Genomic DNA, 12305 nt, shown 5'->3' with positions numbered 1-12305 from the left:
TTCGCCATCCGCTGACTGACCTCGACATTCAGCCCCGAAAGACGCGCCGCACCGAGAATATCCTTCCACGTTGCGACCCCGGTTTCACGAAGGTCGGAGACCTCGGTCATGTTCGTGCGCAGCCACCTGTAGAGTGGGCTGGCTCGTTCCCGCAGCGCCCTTTTTCCATTCCGGGAAGCCTTGAGGTCGTGGAGTGGATTTGTCACGGGCATCTCCTCGAAGTGTGTCCGTTTTGGACACGGCGGGGGACTGACGGCCTCTGCGTGACATGGTCTGAGAGCCCGATACAGCCGTCTGGAGCTATACACACGGCGTTTTCACGGCGCAAGTCCGGCGTCGGCACGGCGTTATCACGGCGCATACACGGCGTCCATCCGGCGTAGGTACGGCAAAGTCACGGCGTAAGTACGGCATAGAAAAGAGCTTCTTCATAGACCATTGCACCGTTGGTGCGGACGGCTTCGCCGCGCAGGGAAAAAGAAGAGGGGTAGGTGTATCAATCTGATAGACCTACCCTCGTTTGAAAGCGGCGCTTCGGTCTCTCGGTGCAGTCGCAGATCAAGCGGTCATCATGGCTTTCGAAAGGGGAACACCAGTCCGTCTCATCGGGAGGCAGAACCCCTCAGCAGGAGCCTGACGTGCCAAGAAAGCAGAAAGCTATATCGCCCCCCCCCGTCGCTGATGTGGACTACGTCGAAGCCGCGCAGTTCCGTTTCAACGACACAACTCTTCAGACTTTCGTAAAAGATGGCGAAGTCTGGTTTCGGATGATGGAGGTGTGTGAAGCTATCGCACACAGCTCGCCTGCCGTGGCAGCTCGTGGGCTTGATGACGACGAAAAGCGGACGATCGCGCTACCATCCTCAGGTAGGATTCAAAATCAGATCGTTGTTAGCGAGAGCGGTCTCTATCACTTCCTGATCAAGTCACAGCTTCCGCTTGCGGTTGCCTTTCGTCGCTGGATTACCAAAGAAGTTCTCCCGAGCATCAGGCGGAATGGATTCTATTCACGCCCGGGAGTGGAACTGGCGATCGCGGGAGTTCAATCAGTGGACCCGGCTGACCTTACGCGCCTTCAGGAAATGCGTCGCCTACCGGGCCGGTATATGGTTCTGAGTCTGCCGGATCGCCCTTTGCATGTTGAAGCCCGTGATCTGGACGAGATCCTTGTTGAGGTTGATCAGGCCGATGTGCAGGCGTTGGTGAGTTCTGCCCAACTGGTCGGATCCCTGTGGCGGAACTTCCGAACCGAGGACGTCATCATGAACAAGGCCGTGACCGAGAATTCCTGCGGCCAACAGCTTGATCAGGCCATCTCGCTGAGCACTCGACTGGCGCAATGGGTCATGCAAGCGGCAACCACCGCACAGAAGGAGAGGGAACGGCCTGACGCTTTGACGAAATAATCTCAGTCGCATGAGGGCTTTCTATCCTGCCCTCATGACAGATCAGACCCAGACCCCCAACCGCGCTCCCGAGACCGATGTTTCGGATCGAGAGCTTCTTCAGCATCTCCTCACCCGCTCTGACGAGCAGGGAGAAGAGATCCGGTTCATCAGCGAAAAGCTGAGTATCCTGATTGAGCTTCTGACCCCCTCGGAGAAAGGGGACAGCCCGACACTGGATGATATTCTCGCGCGCCTGGTCGAGCTGATGAAGGATCAGGAGCCGGTCATCAGGCGCATCGACCATACGACGGCCCGCAACAATGACCTGCTTGAAGGCCGCAAGGTTCGCACGAAAGCAGAGGACGGCCGCCCGTCATGATGACCTTCCGCAAGATCTCGGCGGAGTGCAACGGCCGGTTCGTGGCCGCCTATTTTACCGAGGGCGCGCCGGATCCAGAGCACGATTTTCGCACGGACACCGGCAAGGTGCCTGACGGCGACGGTCAGCGCCTCACGAACTACTACCTCGGCCGCGATGGTCGGGCCTCTTTTAATCCGGGCATGAGTCAGAAGATGGCGGACGTGCTCGGCGTAGATCGGCGTGCCATGCCCACGACCGAAACACTTGCGGCCCTGTTCGAAGGCAAGCGCGCCGACAATGGCGAGCAATGGTCTCAGGCCAAGCGGAAGATCAGCGCCTACGACCTCACCATGGCCCCGCACAAATCGGTCACGCTGGCTGCCGAGTTTGCGCCAACACAGGCCGAAGGAGCCGCGATCTGGAACGCAGTGCAGCGGGCTAATGACGCGACCATGCAGTATGTGGCCCGTGAGCTGGGCTTTGCCCGACGCGGCCATGGTGGGGAAGACGGAGAAGAGGCCGGGGAGGTCGCCTGGACGTCCTATCGGCACCGTACGTCTCGCCCGACCCTGACCCTGCATGATGCCGAGACCGACACGACCTATCTGCGCGAGGCTCCGACCGGGGGCGATCCGCAGATGCACATCCATAATTCGCTCTACAATGTCGTTGTCACCGACAGCGGCCATGTGGGGTCGCTGGACACGAAGCGCCTGCGATCCCGCGTCCATGAGTTCGGAGCCTTCTTTCAGGCGGAGCTGGCGGATGAGCTTCGCAAACTCGGGATCGCGCAGTCCTACGACGCCAAAGAGCAGGCGACCGTCATTTCCGCCGTCCCGCAAGAGGCCTGTGACGCGTTCTCCAGCCGCACGGCCGAGGTGACACGGGCTGCGCGAGCTTATGCCGAGAAAGAAGGTCATGACTGGAACGCCATGACGGCCGAGCTGAAGAACAAGATGCTCAAAGCCGCCAGTCTGGCGCACCGGCAGAAGAAGAATGAGTCCGCCGACGACGTACAGGCCTGGCGCGAGCGCGCCGCCGAGATCGGGTGGGAGCATCACAGCGTTCTCGATACAGCCGAGGCTCCTGCGCTCACGGTCGCCGAGCGGCACGAGCAGGCCTATGCGTTCGCGGCCAAGCATCTCGGCAAGGAGTTCGAGACGGCTGCCGTGCTCGATCACGACAAACTCCGGATGTACGCGGCACGCGGCCTCATCGGTGCGGGGATCTCAGGTGGCATTGAGGACATTGACCAGGTCGTCAAACTGATCGAGGACAAGGGCCTTGAGGTCCGGGGCGAGCAGGTCAGCCTCGTGTCCTGTGTGAAGAATGATCGGGTCCGCGTGACCAATACGGCCCAGATCCGGGTCGAAGAGACGCTCGCCAAAGAAGCCGTGCGGGCCTCGGCGGATCGCAGCGCGTCCCTTTCGGATGCCCAACTCACAGAGGCCATTGAGCGATGCGACCTCGATTTCGACAACGAGCACGGCCAGTCCCAGAAGGCCGCAATCTATGCCCTAGGGAAGGCCGGAAAGATCTCGATGCTCACGGGCGTTGCCGGCTCCGGCAAGACAACGCTGCTTCAGCCGCTCGTGGATGCCTGGAAGCGCGACACCCGGTTCTCGGAGAAGGGCCGTGAGATGATCGGCCTGGCGACGGCCTGGCGTCAGGCCGATGCGCTTGGCGATGCCGGCATCCATCAGCGCTACGCTATGATGCCCTTCCTTAACCGCCTGGAAAAAGGCGAGCAGACGGTGGACGAGAACACGGTGCTGGTCATTGACGAGGTCGGGCAGATCGCGCCTCGCCAGATGCTTCAGCTTCTGGAACTGCAACGCGCGAGCGGCTGTACCATCAAGGCCCTGGGTGACCGGGAGCAGGCGCAATCCATTGAGGCCGGTGATACCGTCGAGATCCTGCGCAGGGTTCTGTCCAAGGAAGACATGCCGGAATTGCTGTCCACGGTCCGCCAGACGACGGCCCGCAATCGTGAGATTGCCGGACTGTTCCGTGGCGAGACACCGGATGCCGATGCGCTGGAGGCGCTTCGGCCCAAAGGGAAGGCCGCCTACGCCAACCGGGACGAGGAAAACTCGGACGATCCCCGCAACGCCTTTCACCTCGAAGAGGTGCGCCGCGCGATCGAGATGAAGCGTGAGGACGGCACGATACGGCTGGTCGGCGGCGATCAGGACGAAGTGCTGCAACAGATTGCCGAGCTGTATGTCACACGCCGCGACGCCTTGGCCGCGTCCGGTTCAACGCGTGGCATCAGCATGTCGGCCCTGACCAATCAGGATGCGGCCGATCTCAGCCGCGCCGTGCGCAGGATCCTGCAGGAGCGTGGGGAGATCTCCCGCGATGAGGTCAAGCTCGATGCGGTCGATCAGCGCGGCGAGGCCTACGAGCTTCAGGTTGCGGCCGGTGACAGACTGCGCCTGTTCCGGCGCACCTGGGGGGCGGTCGAAGGGAAAGGGACTACCGTTGGCAACAACGGCGATGTCGTGGAGGTTGTCTCTCACGGCAAGGACGGTCTGCGCGTCCGGATGAAAGATGGTCGGGAGGCAGATGTTGAGTGGCGTCGGCTGAAGGACCATAAGACCGGCCGGATCCTGCTTGGTTTCGGTCATGCCATGACCATTGATGCCGCCCAGGGCCTCACCTCAGACGAGCATATCAACGCGCTTCCGCGAGGTGTCGCGACGGCAACCGGGTTCACGTCCTACGTGGCGGAGAGCCGGGCCAAGGGCACGACCTGGACCATGATCTCGGACGGCGCCACGTTCGAGGCCGTGCGCAATGGCCGGGCGCTTGGCGACACGACCGAGATCACCAGTGACGATCTGTGGAACCATGTGGCCAAGGGCATGTCTAACAAGCCTTATAAGGCGCTTGGCATGGATCTGCCTTTTACGTCCCAGGCCGAACGGGAGAAGCACGTTCAGGAACTGATCCGCCTCGGGAAGATGCAGGAGGAGATGGCGCAGGACGGTCGGGACTATGGGCGCGAGGTGGCCAACCGTGTGCAGGCGATTACATTTGAGAAGACCGCTGCGCCTAAATTGAAGGAATTGGACAAGCAGATTGAGCAACTTTTAAGTCAAGCCGGTTCCTCAGTACCAAATATCGAACAAGAACTGCGCACGAGAAGAGCAAAAATTGTAAATGCGATGTTCCCAGACATTTTATAATATTAACATGAAAATTATATAAATTCCGATATTTTTATACGGATTTTTCTATCTTCGGTCTCGTATCTTCTTCTTTGCCATTATTATTTCGTCTTTCCATATTGAATCGTAATGTTCAGAAAATAGAAAGCTTTTTACATTTAAATCGGAGAAAATACGAGACGCTCGCGGTATTATGGAATGTTCAAACTTCCCTTTATAGATAATTCTATCCATACAGTTTTTTATTCCTATTATTCCAATTGCCTGACAAGCATATTCGAATTCGTTGGAAGACAGAACAGAGAACGGGTATTTATATAAATATTCAATATTAATATGTTCAGCTTTCATCTTTTCAGTAACTGCAAGAAAGAGCCTTTGAGATAGATACGGATTAACGAAATACCAATCTTCCATGGTTATTATCATTGAATAAGAAGGGAGATCATTGACATTGAAGTTTGTGAGGCCTTTATATATATCTTTTATATTTTTGTAATTTTGAACGATGGCTTCAGCTAGTATTTTTATATCCTTGTCCATGTGTTGAGGGTCTATAGTTGTTTTTGATCGTAAAGTTAATCTTTTGGTCTTCGTTTCGATAAATAAGTTTGCTGATATATCGGACAAAACCCAGTCTACCCCATGTCTGGGGTTCTTTTTTACTGTATATGGCTTTATTTTTGTAACAGAAAACCGATCTTTATCACAAGATGTATTTATAATTTCCCCAACGAAATTTTCAAAAGAGGCTCCAAAAGGATTGGTAAAGCGTTCATTGTGAACGAGATCATAAAAAATACCGGACGTTGATCTTCTTAGTAAATACATAGGTATCGGACAAATTACGTGGTTCCGTTTTTGTGAATCTAAAATAATTAAAGGATTTGAGATTAGAGGATTCCACGTATATGCCCAGTTCTCATTGTATTGTTGAGTTAAACGCAGATTTTCTTTTAGGTCTTTTAGTGAGATTATTATTTTTTCGAATACCCGACAAGATTGTTGTTGATTTATTGAAAAACAATCAAAGTTGGTTGATGTGTCAAAGTAAATGTTTCTAGATATCATAGACTTTGAAATTATCATTAGGAGCAATATTTTTTCAATTCCTAGGCCGTATTCTTCTTCAATCAATTCTCTTAAATTTTCGTCTCCAAAAACCATGCTGGCTTTCGTAATTGATAGTCCTTCAGGGTCGTTTTGCCATATAATTTGCCTGTGAATAATACGGTCAAGTTCTAAATTATCAAACTTATTATTTATTGATCCAACGGTCGCCGCTAAATCTTCTATTTCTCGCAGCATTTCTATCGCTTTATAGAAATGATTCCAAACACTGAGAGTCTTAGTGCCATAGGTATTGCCGTTTAATATCACCTCGCGAATTAAAATTTCTATTTCCCATGAATGGATATGCTTTTTCATTAGGGAAATATTACTTCTATGCCACGAGCAAAAATATGACGGAAGAGCGGTGTCTTCTTGTAAGAAAAGCAATATGTGCTTCAGAGCATTTAGGCTGTCGACGATCTCGAAGTTACGGATATAGTTCCTGAATGGCTTATACTGTTCGTAAAAATCCATTATTATCCTCGATTTGATGATATAGGATGATATATTTATTGTTCTTGCTTAGCAAAAATATTGCTATGTTTTCGAGATGGCATCACTCAGTCTACGAAGATCGACTATCTTATTACAAATTTATCAAAGATCATCAACATGGACGCTCTGTTCCAAAGTTAAGATTATTCCCGATACCAGCGAAGCCTAGGTGGAATCAGACTGTAATCACTGGTTCTGGTATACCCACCGCCGCGCTTTAGCGTTACGTAGGATGCACGTTACGTCGTGCCATGCATAAGCGGGTGACGGTGGACATAGTGTAGAACGCGTTTTTGGCTCCATGCCTATGCCTGATAGACACTATAAGTCACGCCTTAAGTCTGTCACCAAGCGTCTTGGATGCAGCCAAGATTTCTCTTTCGCTCGCCCCTTTGGCGCCAGCCGTGTTGGCCGGAAGAGCCCTAAGCTGATCGCGCGTCGCCAGAACCAGCACAGCACGACGACGAGGCGTCCGCCCCGTCCTGCTCCCGACCAGGCGCTCCAGTTGTTCAATCTTCCCCAGAAAGGCCCCATCCATGGGTTGGGACGGCACAAGGCTTTCATCCTTGTTGTCGTCGCGATTGAAGCGGCCCCAGGCCAGCATCCCGGCAAACGGCGTGCTTCCGTCCGCCTGTCCCTGTCTGGTCGCAGTCCGCAGGTAAGACGCGATTTCCGTCAGGTTTGTGCTGACATCGCCCATGAGGGCTTTGCTGTCCCGGTGGTTCTCATTCGCGATCTTGCCGATCAGGGCTTCGACCGCTGGTGGGAGGGCCGAGCTGGCGGTCTCGATCTGGAAGTCGCCGTTTTCCAGCGTTTCGACAATGCCCCAGGTCTCGGCGTCCGGATCCACACCGTGTCCGGACTTGGGCGAGGGGAGCATGACCGGACGGGCGCGGCGCACTTCGCCGGAGCGTCCATTGATGTCGGCAAAGAAGGTCTTGGAGTGAATGACGCGGCCGCCAAACATTGTCACGGCCTCACCTTCGATCAGGCTTTGCAGATCGTTCCAGGGCAGACGGGAAACTTCGCGGACCTCAGCCCCTGAGCCGTTGTAATAGCCGTAGCCATCATTCTCCACGCGGGTGGCCTGTGTCACCTCAACCTTGTCGGCCTGCTGTTCCAGCCATTCACGGGTCTTCATGGCATCCTGAAGCCGCAGCGCATGGGTGAGGTTCGCGTTGCCAAGAAGCGAGAAGGCCTTTTCGCCGATCCGGGCCGTCAGGCCGGGCAGATCCTGAAACGAGATCCAGAACATGCAGTTCAGGCCACGGCCCATGGCGAGCATCCGGTCCATGCCGTCCGTGACATAGGCGGCCAGCTCGTCAAAGAAGATCTGGAATGGCGCATCACCAGCTCCGGCCTTCAGCTTGAACACTTCGCTGGCAGAGCCATGCAGCTTTGCCCCGAGGAGCTGGGCCATGACACCGCGCAGTGAGGCCACGACGATCTTGCCCAAACCTGCCAGACTGTCTGATGAGTTTTCCAGCGATGGCAGGATGACGATCAGGATGCGGCGGTTCAGGACCACATCGCGCATGATGATGTCGGCCGTCTCGGCACTGAAGATATGTCCAAGGCTCACGCCAAGCTGGGTGAAGACGCGCGAGAAATACATCTTGGCATAGCCGTGCTGCTCGGACGGCTTGTTTTCTTTCTGGGCGTTCCACTCCAGAGAGGAATCATAGCCGGGCAGTTCACCGAGATAGGCCTGAAGCGGCCACAGCACATCGTCCGGAATATCCTCGACCCTGCGCTCGATGGCCTGATTGGAGCCGGGATTGCGAATGAGGAAAACCTTGTGCCGGGCGAGCGTCCCGATCCAGCGCAGGTCGGTCGCATAGCGGATGGTGTCGATATTGATGGGGATGCCGTGCGTGTCGCGCATCCAGACGAGGGCCGGAACCACTGTGCCGATGAGGCCGACAGCGCGGTCGCGGAAGACGCCATTGGAATCATTGGCCGACTGTTCGCCGAGCTGGCTGACCAGCATTTCGCGGATGGCGTCCGCATTTCCGGTGGCAAACGGATTGAAGGTGTTGGAATCCCGTGTGCCGGAGGCGGCGAGGAAGTTCAGCGCCAGCACCTGGTCATCGAGCCCAAACCGCCGTGCGAGGGCCAGCACATCGCCATAGACCGTGTTGTCGCCTTTGGCGTCCACGAGGATGCAGCCGGAGCCATGGGCCAGGGCGTTCGTCATCAGGGAGACAATGGCCGTGGTCTTGCCGGATCCGGTGGTGCCCGGAATGGCTGCGTGCTGACGGGCCGCGTCCGAGGACAACCAGAGCTGGCGGCGGGTCCGGGCTTCCGTGCCGAGATAGAGAATGCCGTTGGCCTGACGGGCCTTGCGATCCTTGGGGTTCAGATCGTTCGCATCCTTCAGCCCGCTATAGCGTGGCATGTGAAGCGGAAGACGCTCAGGACGGAGGACCACCCAGGCCGCGACGGCCGGGGCCGCGAGGATCAGCGCGCCACCTATAGCGGGCACGAACCAGCCCAGGCCGACCACGACGAAGCCAAGCCATCCGGCCAGAGGGGAACGCAGCTCTTCCTTCGTTTTCGTCCAGAACGGGCGGGTATCGCGGTATGTCTTTCCCCGCTCGACCTGCTGATGGCCAAGCGGGGCACCAATCTTTCGGGCCGTCATGGTCTCAGTTCTCCAGCCCAAATGGCGAACCGGCCTGTGCCGGCGCGGGTGCTGGCGACGGCATTTCCAGATGGGCGGGCTGATGCAGCGCCTTGAGGATCTGCTGTGGTGTCGTGGGTGCCGCAGCTTGCGGCTGAGTCTCCAGCGGGCCGCTGGAGGGCAACGGCGGAAGAGGCGCGGATTCCGGCATGGTGGGAGCCGACGCGTGCAGGCCGCCAAAAGTATATAACAGACCTGCACAGACGACGGCTGTTGCGGCAAGCGGCAGGAAGCGGCGGATCCGGCCAGGCGCGGCGGTCTGCGCTCCAGCCGGGGCGATCTCGGCCTGAGCGGCCGCGAGCGGCAGGGCTTGCGGAAAATGGAGATGGATCGGGGCCGTGTTTCCCTCCTCGATGTCGAGCGTGACGGGAGCGTTCTGGCCGTGCTGGAGAATGATGCGGGTCATGAAACTGTCCTTCAGGCGGAGCGGAGCGTGGAGAGGGCGCGATCAAGCACCGGGATGTAGAGGGGGCGACGCAGACGCTGTTCCTCGGACCAGTGGGCACGGGCGCCAGCGGCTTCGATCCGGGGATTGGGATGCACGTCTTCGTTCGGGTTTTCACTGGGGTAGCCCAGAGAGTGCAGGGCATACCAAAGCGGCCGGTCGATCAGCTTGACGATGGCGAAGGCGGGCGGCGCCAGCACACCAGCCTCAAAGCGGGCATCGCACAGAAGCGTCATAAGGGCGGTCGTGGTCCAGCCGTGACGATTACAGCTCTGCGCGATCGTGGCCTGCACATCGGGATCTGCAAGGAAGTCCTGCGCGTTCTTCAGGACCTCTGCGGGCACCTTCAGGCTGACCTTCGGGCCGGTATCGCCATCAAGTCCTGCGTCAGCCAGACCTTCTGACAGTTGCCCGAGCAGGGTCATGGCCTCATCGCGACGCTTGAGTTTGTGCAGCGCAAAGGCCGCAAAGAGCACCTGGGCCGCAGGTGGGGCCGCGCCCGGACCGGCCGTTGTGTAGTGCGGGCCGAGCTGACGCTCGAAGGCTTCCTGCGCGCAGACCTCGCTGAAACTACCATCGGCGGCCGTGGCAAAGCGGCTGCGCCATTCGTCAGCCGTCAGGGCCGGGTCGGCCGGAAGAGGTGCCCCGGTGGACGGCGCAACAAGCCGGGTGATGCGGCGCTTGGCGAACCCGCGCAGGGTCGGAAACATTTTTGCCTGCACGGCAATCAGGCCTTCGAGATCGAGGACAGTCCGCAGCGCCTTGTTCTCCCCGAAGAAGAGACACAGACCTGCGCAGATCCCCCCGACCAGGACTGCAACCCACCGGAGCTGCAGACCGACGATGGACAGGCCGTAATAGAGCTGGATCAGGCGAATGGACGCCGGATGGTGCAGGGCTTGGTGAAGCTGGAGGTTCAGACGCGCAAGGTCAGGCGTAGGCGACAGGATGCCGATCTGCCAGATCAGGGCCTTGCAGTAAAAACGGCTGATCTCTGTGTGGAAGGTTGACCAGACCATATAGGCCAGGACAACGCTGCCGAGCAGCGCAACACCGGCCAGCATCAGGGTGAGTTCTCCTGACGAGCGCGAGCCTGAGGACCGCGAAGCTGTGCCGCTCATGCCGGGTCTCCTTGATGGCTGGTGCGGATCAGGGTCTGGGAAATCTCGTAAAAGCGCTTCAGATAGGCCGTGCCAAAGCGGGGCGTGTGGGAGTGATAGCCCGCGACGGCCTGCCAGAGATCGCCCCGGGCCTTGGTCATTTCCTGCCCGAGGATCCAGCCGCCCGCTTCGAGATTGGCGCAGGAGTTATTCCGCAAGGCCGCGTAGGCACGGGACGGGGTAGTGTGCCAGTGCCGTGCAATCTCGGGGACGTGGATCGTATTGACCTGCATGGGGCCAAGATCGGACGTCCCGTTCGTATTCTGCACGGCCTGTCCGGGATGACCGCCTTCGACATAGAGCAGGACCAGCATGACGCCTGCTGGCACATGCGCGTTATGGGCTGACTCTTTGAGGCAGGCTGCGATCTGGCGTCCGCCATCGTCCTCGGCCGAGGCAGCCGGGGCTGCCATGAGGGCCGCGAGGGCCAACGGAAAGAACATCCGGGTTTTCATGCGGCTTGCTCCTTCTGGACGGAGACCGGCTGAAGACGCGCCATGCTCGCCTGCCAGAGGCCGTTCAGATCGCACAGGTTGATCTGCCCGTTGTGAACCGGGAGCGTATCCAGCACATCGAGCAGGCAAAGCAGGACCGTGACCGCTGACTGCGCGTCATGGTCGAGAACGGTCACGCCAAGAGCGGCTTCAGGATCGTCCGCCAGCTTCAGCCCGAAGCCGTGCCGCGTCATTTCAAACCACAGCGCCTCGGCAGTAATCAGGAACGCAGGCAGGAAACCGCTGCTGGACGCTGCAACCGTATTGGCGCAGGGTGTTGAGTTGGTGGCATCGCTCAGAATGACGCTGAGGCCCTTGCGGTCGATGGCCCGGACCAGAACGTCCGACAGCAGGGTGATCGCAGGAGAGGGGGTCATCCGTAGCGCCTCCGTTTCCAGGTCGGCCGACCGGACCGGACGGGGCCGGTGATGAGGCGGCGGACAGTTCTGAGGGCAGCCGGCAGCGTCAGACCAAAGAAGCTGATCGTTGCAAACAGGGCAGTGCCCAGAACGCCGATATACAGCGTCGTCCAGCTCCAGTACGTGACGGTCACAAGGAGCGGGAGACAGGCCCGGCCATCAAGGATGGCCAGACGGACAGGTTGTGCGGTTGCGCGCCACATCAGGCGTCTCTCCTCCAGGCATCGTTGGCGGTCTTTTCAGTAATCACCCCCTCTTCCAGGGCTTTGCGGATGGCGACGGCGTAGCTCTGACCGTCGCTCTCGATGGCCTGCGCCACGAGGTCGGGCCAAAGCTCGCTTTCGGTTCGCATAAGCTGACGGCGCAGATCCTGATGAAAGGTCAGGAACTCGCGCACAGCCACACGACCCCCGCCGACCCGTTCCAGAAGACGCTGGTTGATGACGAAGCGCAGGGACTGCGCAAGCGCGCTCACGAGGTTGTCGCGTTCAGCCCGTGGGCACAGCGCAATGGAACGCTGGATCATGAGCGGGCCGTTATCGGCATGAATGGTGGTCGAGAGCTTCCCACCCGT

At 57.9% G+C, this 12305-nt stretch carries 11 protein-coding genes and 1 pseudogene; 4 read left to right on the top strand and 8 right to left on the bottom strand.

Features of this window, described 5'->3' with window-relative positions; all coding sequences use genetic code 11:
* Window positions 1-212: pseudogene (locus GCE01_RS15840) on the bottom strand (hypothetical protein); the annotation flags it as partial.
* A 426-nt stretch (window positions 213-638) separates the two neighbouring features.
* On the opposite strand from GCE01_RS15840, the gene GCE01_RS15835 reads away from it, so the two are divergent.
* Genes GCE01_RS15835 through mobF form a run of 3 tightly spaced genes read left to right on the top strand, consistent with a single transcriptional unit; the run spans window position 639 to window position 4940 of the window.
* Window positions 639-1406 (top strand): BRO-N domain-containing protein, encoded by a 768-nt coding sequence (locus tag GCE01_RS15835; protein WP_145995821.1) that lies wholly within the window; start codon window positions 639-641, stop codon window positions 1404-1406.
* 10 nt (window positions 1407-1416) lie between these two features.
* Window positions 1417-1767, top strand: a complete 351-nt coding sequence (locus tag GCE01_RS15830) for a hypothetical protein (protein WP_099213608.1) — start codon at window positions 1417-1419, stop codon at window positions 1765-1767.
* Window positions 1764-4940 (top strand): MobF family relaxase, encoded by a 3177-nt coding sequence (mobF, locus tag GCE01_RS15825; protein WP_099213607.1) that lies wholly within the window; start codon window positions 1764-1766, stop codon window positions 4938-4940. The genes GCE01_RS15830 and mobF overlap by 4 nt, the downstream gene beginning before the upstream one ends.
* 48 nt (window positions 4941-4988) lie before the next feature.
* On the opposite strand, the gene GCE01_RS15820 is transcribed toward mobF, so the two are convergent.
* The 7 genes from GCE01_RS15820 to icmT all read right to left on the bottom strand — a co-directional run bounded on the left by GCE01_RS15820 (window position 4989) and on the right by icmT (window position 11934).
* A complete protein-coding gene (locus tag GCE01_RS15820) occupies window positions 4989-6350 on the bottom strand; it encodes a hypothetical protein (protein WP_145995820.1) in 1362 nt (453 codons plus the stop codon).
* A 508-nt stretch (window positions 6351-6858) separates the two neighbouring features.
* Complete coding sequence (locus tag GCE01_RS15815) at window positions 6859-9174, bottom strand: type IV secretory system conjugative DNA transfer family protein (protein ID WP_099213605.1); 2316 nt, start codon at window positions 9172-9174, stop codon at window positions 6859-6861.
* 4 nt (window positions 9175-9178) lie between these two features.
* Window positions 9179-9619: a hypothetical protein gene (locus tag GCE01_RS15810; protein ID WP_099213604.1), complete on the bottom strand. Its 441-nt coding sequence runs from the start codon at window positions 9617-9619 to the stop codon at window positions 9179-9181.
* Window positions 9620-9630: 11 nt separating this feature from the next.
* Window positions 9631-10779, bottom strand: coding sequence for a secretion/conjugation apparatus DotM-related subunit (locus tag GCE01_RS15805; RefSeq protein WP_099213603.1), 1149 nt, complete (start codon window positions 10777-10779; stop codon window positions 9631-9633).
* Entirely contained in the window at window positions 10776-11273 is a 498-nt protein-coding gene (locus GCE01_RS15800) for a lytic transglycosylase domain-containing protein (protein ID WP_228119314.1), read from the bottom strand. The genes GCE01_RS15805 and GCE01_RS15800 overlap by 4 nt, the downstream gene beginning before the upstream one ends.
* Window positions 11270-11689, bottom strand: a complete 420-nt coding sequence (locus GCE01_RS15795; RefSeq protein ID WP_099213602.1) for a hypothetical protein — start codon at window positions 11687-11689, stop codon at window positions 11270-11272. The genes GCE01_RS15800 and GCE01_RS15795 overlap by 4 nt, the downstream gene beginning before the upstream one ends.
* Window positions 11686-11934 carry an IcmT/TraK family protein gene (gene icmT, locus GCE01_RS15790; protein WP_064273037.1) on the bottom strand — a complete coding sequence of 83 codons (249 nt, stop codon included), beginning with the start codon at window positions 11932-11934 and terminating at the stop codon, window positions 11686-11688. The genes GCE01_RS15795 and icmT overlap by 4 nt, the downstream gene beginning before the upstream one ends.
* Here icmT and GCE01_RS16920 point away from each other — a divergent pair.
* Window positions 11922-12305 (top strand): hypothetical protein (locus GCE01_RS16920; RefSeq protein WP_167386188.1); only part of this gene is annotated, 384 nt, incomplete at its 3' end. The two genes, icmT and GCE01_RS16920, sit on opposite strands and share 13 nt — an antisense overlap.

It is taken from the genome of Gluconobacter cerinus (assembly GCF_002723935.1).
In the GTDB taxonomy this organism is placed as follows: Bacteria; Pseudomonadota; Alphaproteobacteria; order Acetobacterales; family Acetobacteraceae; genus Gluconobacter; species Gluconobacter cerinus.
The sequence above is the reverse complement of the archived record's forward strand: the minus strand, read 5'-3'. Positions and strand labels throughout refer to the sequence as shown.

Coding starts and splice junctions, on each gene's coding strand:
- GCE01_RS15830 (WP_099213608.1), top strand. CDS start 1,417: ATGAGGGCTTTCTATCCTGCCCTCATGACAGATCAGACCCAGACCCCC.
- mobF (WP_099213607.1), top strand. CDS start 1,764: ATGATGACCTTCCGCAAGATCTCGGCGGAGTGCAACGGCCGGTTCGTG.
- GCE01_RS15820 (WP_145995820.1), bottom strand. CDS start 6,350: ATGAAAAAGCATATCCATTCATGGGAAATAGAAATTTTAATTCGCGAG.
- GCE01_RS15815 (WP_099213605.1), bottom strand. CDS start 9,174: ATGACGGCCCGAAAGATTGGTGCCCCGCTTGGCCATCAGCAGGTCGAG.
- GCE01_RS15810 (WP_099213604.1), bottom strand. CDS start 9,619: ATGACCCGCATCATTCTCCAGCACGGCCAGAACGCTCCCGTCACGCTC.
- GCE01_RS15805 (WP_099213603.1), bottom strand. CDS start 10,779: ATGAGCGGCACAGCTTCGCGGTCCTCAGGCTCGCGCTCGTCAGGAGAA.
- GCE01_RS15800 (WP_228119314.1), bottom strand. CDS start 11,273: ATGAAAACCCGGATGTTCTTTCCGTTGGCCCTCGCGGCCCTCATGGCA.
- GCE01_RS15795 (WP_099213602.1), bottom strand. CDS start 11,689: ATGACCCCCTCTCCTGCGATCACCCTGCTGTCGGACGTTCTGGTCCGG.
- icmT (WP_064273037.1), bottom strand. CDS start 11,934: ATGTGGCGCGCAACCGCACAACCTGTCCGTCTGGCCATCCTTGATGGC.